We start from the raw sequence: 4,187 nt of genomic DNA, 5'->3' as shown, positions 1-4,187 counted from the left end.
CCTTTACCTGTAAGTTTCTTTCCACTTCTAAATTCTTCTAAGATTTCATCAAAATCAAAATCTACTTCTTCATTCATTGTCAGTCCTTGATAGTATTTTATCAAACTGACACGAAATTTCTAACACTCCCTATTTTTTGGGAAAATTGTCCAACACCAAATCTAAATCAATTAAATGTTCAAGATAATATATATTTTATATTTTTATATGGATTAATATTTATTGGTTCAGCACTATATAGCTCTGGTAAAAAGCTATCGATTAGATTAGATGAAATTAATACAATGATTGAAAATCAATTAATCCAAGCATCTATAAATAATCGAGAAAATATAAATACAAGAGAAGAGATGAGAAATAATGCGAATATCAACGATTCAAGTATATTTTCTCAAATACATCAATTATATATCGCCCCATTAGTCATAACAATCATTGGTGGTGTGGTATTAAAATTGTCTGGGTTTTAAACTTGCTAACAAAACAGAGTAGCCAATAAATTACCTAGCGGAAATTTATTGGCTATCTTCAGTCGTTATCTGAAAAAATAAATACTGCAAATTTGTCAGATAATCAAAATAGTATTAAACTTTAGATAAAATGTGTGCTTAAAAAATAATTAATATTTTAAAAGTTTAATTTTATAGAATTTATAAAAATATTGCAAAATGACATATTTTTAAATAAAATTAAATTTTCTTGGTAAAATAAACAAAAATAAACGGGGGTTGCAAAATGGCAAATGAAAGTATAACAGATGATATTATAAGAGACTTCTTTCAAACTAATAAATTATATAAAGATAATAAAGTTGCTATTGAAAAGCAATCAACAAAAACTAAAAAAATTGATAAACTTTTAATAAATGCCTCAAAAAGTGGTGGAGGAAAAGGTTACCCAGACTTTATTATTCAATACAAAGAAAATCCAAATTTTATAATAGTTATTGAATCAAAAGCCGATACAAAAAAACACAAATCAGATACTTTGGACAAGTATAAAGATTATGCTGTTGATGGTGTATTGTTATATAGTTCTTTTTTATCAAAAGAATATGATGTATTAGCAATAGCAGTAAGTGGAGAAGAAAAAGAAAAATTAAAAATTTCTCATTTTTTACAATTAAAAAATACAAAAGAAGCTCATACAATTTTTAATGATGATAAACTTTTAAATTTATCAGATTATGAAAATGGCTACAAAACAGATGAAAGAAAATTCAATCAAGATTTTCAAGAATTATTAAAATACTCAAAGACTTTAAATGATAAGTTACATACTTTAAAAGTAAAAGAGAGTGAAAGAAGTTTGTTGATTAGTGGTACTTTAATAGCTTTAACAGATAAAGCATTTTGTACATCTTACAAATTAAAAAATCCAAAGTCTTTAGCTAAATATTTAATTACAACAATAGAAGAAAAATTAACTGATGTACAAAATGAACATATCCAAAATATTATTTCATCATATTCATTTATAACCACACATACTATCCTATCAGTTAAAGAAAATGAACTAAGAGATATTATTGATGAGATAGATGAAAAAATAAATAACTTTATAAAAACATATAAATATTTTGATACCTTAGGACAGTTTTATATTGAATTTTTAAGATATGCAAATAATGATAAAGGTTTAGGAATCGTTTTAACGCCACCTCATATCACAGAGTTATTTGCTGAAATAGCAAATATCAATAAAGATAGTATCATTTTAGATACATGTACCGGAACAGGTGGATTTTTAATCTCTGCTATGCAAAAAATGATAATTGATGCAGGTGGAGATAAAAAGAAAGAGTTAAAAATAAAATCTGAACAAATAGTTGGAGTTGAAATTCAACATGATATATTTTCTTTACTTTGTTCAAATATGTATATTCATGGTGATGGAAGAAGTAATCTATTGAAAGGTGGATGCTTTGAGTATGATATAAAAAGTGAAATTGCAAAATTTAAACCTAATGTTGGTTTTTTAAATCCTCCTTATAAATCAAACAAAGATGATATAGAAGAATTAGAGTTTATACTGAATAATTTAGAACAACTTGAAAAAGGTTCTTTATGTATTGCAATTGTACCTATGAGATGTGCACTATATGATAGTGGCTATGGCTTAGAGTTGAAAGAAAAACTATTAAAAAATCATACTTTAGAAGCAGTATTTTCAATGCCTGATGAATTATTTTATAATTCTAATGTGGGAACTAATACTTGTATAATTGTAACTAAAGCAAAAGAGAAACATCCAAATAACTATAAAACATATTTTGGCTACTGGAAAGATGATGGATTTTATAAAAAAAGAACCAGTGGAAGATCAGATTATGATCACAAATGGAATAAGATAAAAAATTTTTGGTTAGAAAATTATAGAAATAAAGATGAAATAATTGAGCATAGTATAAAAAAAGCGATTAAACCAATTGACGAATGGTGTGTTGAACAATATATGACAACAAACTATAATGAATTAAATGATGAAGTTATTAAAACACTTGTTTTAAATTATTTATCTTTTTGTGTATCTCAAGGAAAATTTTTAGCAATCAAAGATTTTATTAATCAAAATGAGAAACTTGAACTAAATACGGAGAAATGGGAAAGTTTTGAAGTTGGTAAATTATTTGAAGTAACACTAGGAAAAGCAATTCATAAAAATAGTATTAAGAAGTTTTCAAAAACAAATAAAAAAGACTTTACTCCCTATGTTACAAGAACAACAAAAAATAATGGTGTTGAATTATATGTAAATAATACAATAATTTCAAAAGATAAATATTTAGATGGTAACGCAATTACTATAGGGGCAGAAGGCTTTAAAGCATTTTATCAAACAGATAAATTTATTACAGGAAACAAGGTAAATATTTTAAGAAATAAAAATCTTAATTTAAAAGTGGCATTATTTTTAAATGCAATATTAAACTTAGAAATAGAAAAAAAATTTGGATACGGAAGAGGTTTGGTACAAAAAAGAATTGAAAAGCTATCCATTAAACTACCAGTTGACTGTAATAAGAAACCTGATTGGAAGTTTATGGAAAGATATATTATTTCATTAGATTATGAATAAGTAGATTAGATAACAAATCAGAGGAGCTAACAAGATTACACTGCAGATAATTTTAGCTTTTGCCTTGAAAACTAAGTTCAAAAAAGTACAAACACTACTGAATTGATACCATCTTGTAGTTCACTTCAACCGTTATCCGCTCACTGCGTGACCGGATAACGGGGGCGCGGGTTGAACACCCACTGGTCATCTGTCGCACAGCGCCAGATAACAAGCGGATGCACAGAGCACCCAAATGAAAAATTAAAATTTTTAATTCGGGAGTCCGTGACCCGCGCCCCCGTTATGAGACAAGGCAAACAAAATGGAAAAAATGAAATTTGATATTACTGAGCATAGAAATTTAGAAATTGAATTACACAATTTTAAAAACATTGATAATGAATATGTTTTTTATTACGATGAAACAAATAATCTTAGAAAATTTTGGTTTAAAAATGAAAACAAATTTAATATTCCTATTTCTGATTTATCTAAAAATTTTGTTTTAGGTGGGGTTACTCACCTTAAATCAAAGATGAATTTTGATACAGATACATTGAAAAAAATTTAAAACTTCCTAAAACTGCTAAAGAAATGAAGTTGACATATATAGCTAAAGGCGATTTTTTATCATGCTTAAAATCTAAAAAACTTGAAATATTTTTAGATTGGATGATTTCAAATGATTTATTTTTGCATTATTCAAATTTAAATATTTTATATTGGTCATCTATTGACATTTTAGAATCAATGATTCCACAAGAATTACTTCAAGTTCATATGGAATTAAAAACGATTCTCTATGAATTTATAAAAATAGATTTAAATAATTTTGTTGAAATACTTTACAAATATGAATATCCAAACATTGATAGAAAAAAAGCAAATAATTTTTTAGATGAAATTTTAGGTTATATAAAAAGCAATGAAGTAAAGTTTATTTCAAAGTACCCTATTATTGATAACAGCCTAATAAGTTTAGTTTACCAAGTTATAGAAAAGTCAAAAAATACGGAACTGACTTTTATCGTAGATGAAAAAAATCATATACTAATAGATGACTTATTTATTTTTTACAAAAGAGCATTTGAGACCGTTTAAAATTTCGTGTCAGCTACATTTAGTAA

At 25.7% G+C, this 4,187-nt stretch carries 4 protein-coding genes; all 4 read left to right on the top strand.

Features of this window, described 5'->3' with window-relative positions:
- The first annotated feature begins 86 nt into the window (after window positions 1-86).
- The 4 genes from M947_RS23885 to M947_RS23295 all read left to right on the top strand — a co-directional run bounded on the left by M947_RS23885 (window position 87) and on the right by M947_RS23295 (window position 4,161).
- Window positions 87-470, top strand: coding sequence for a YniB family protein (locus M947_RS23885; RefSeq protein WP_021288351.1), 384 nt, complete (start codon window positions 87-89; stop codon window positions 468-470).
- A 265-nt stretch (window positions 471-735) separates the two neighbouring features.
- On the top strand, window positions 736-3,078 hold the full coding sequence (locus M947_RS22135; RefSeq protein WP_021288350.1) for an N-6 DNA methylase: 2,343 nt from the start codon (window positions 736-738) through the stop codon (window positions 3,076-3,078).
- Window positions 3,079-3,382: 304 nt separating this feature from the next.
- The gene (locus tag M947_RS23300) at window positions 3,383-3,631 is read left to right on the top strand and encodes a hypothetical protein (protein WP_021288349.1); all 249 of its coding nucleotides are present in this window, start codon (window positions 3,383-3,385) and stop codon (window positions 3,629-3,631) included.
- 29 nt (window positions 3,632-3,660) lie between these two features.
- On the top strand, window positions 3,661-4,161 hold the full coding sequence (locus tag M947_RS23295) for a hypothetical protein (protein WP_021288348.1): 501 nt from the start codon (window positions 3,661-3,663) through the stop codon (window positions 4,159-4,161).
- Window positions 4,162-4,187: the final 26 nt, after the last annotated feature.

The organism is Sulfurimonas hongkongensis, from assembly GCF_000445475.1.
In the GTDB taxonomy this organism is placed as follows: domain Bacteria; phylum Campylobacterota; class Campylobacteria; order Campylobacterales; family Sulfurimonadaceae; genus Sulfurimonas; species Sulfurimonas hongkongensis.
Note: the sequence above shows the minus strand (reverse complement) of the source record. Positions and strands in the feature narration are given on the sequence as shown.

What these genes read in the sequence shown, in the direction of transcription:
- M947_RS23300 (WP_021288349.1), top strand. Translation starts at nt 3,383, where the DNA reads ATGGAAAAAATGAAATTTGATATTACTGAGCATAGAAATTTAGAAATT.
- M947_RS22135 (WP_021288350.1), top strand. Translation starts at nt 736, where the DNA reads ATGGCAAATGAAAGTATAACAGATGATATTATAAGAGACTTCTTTCAA.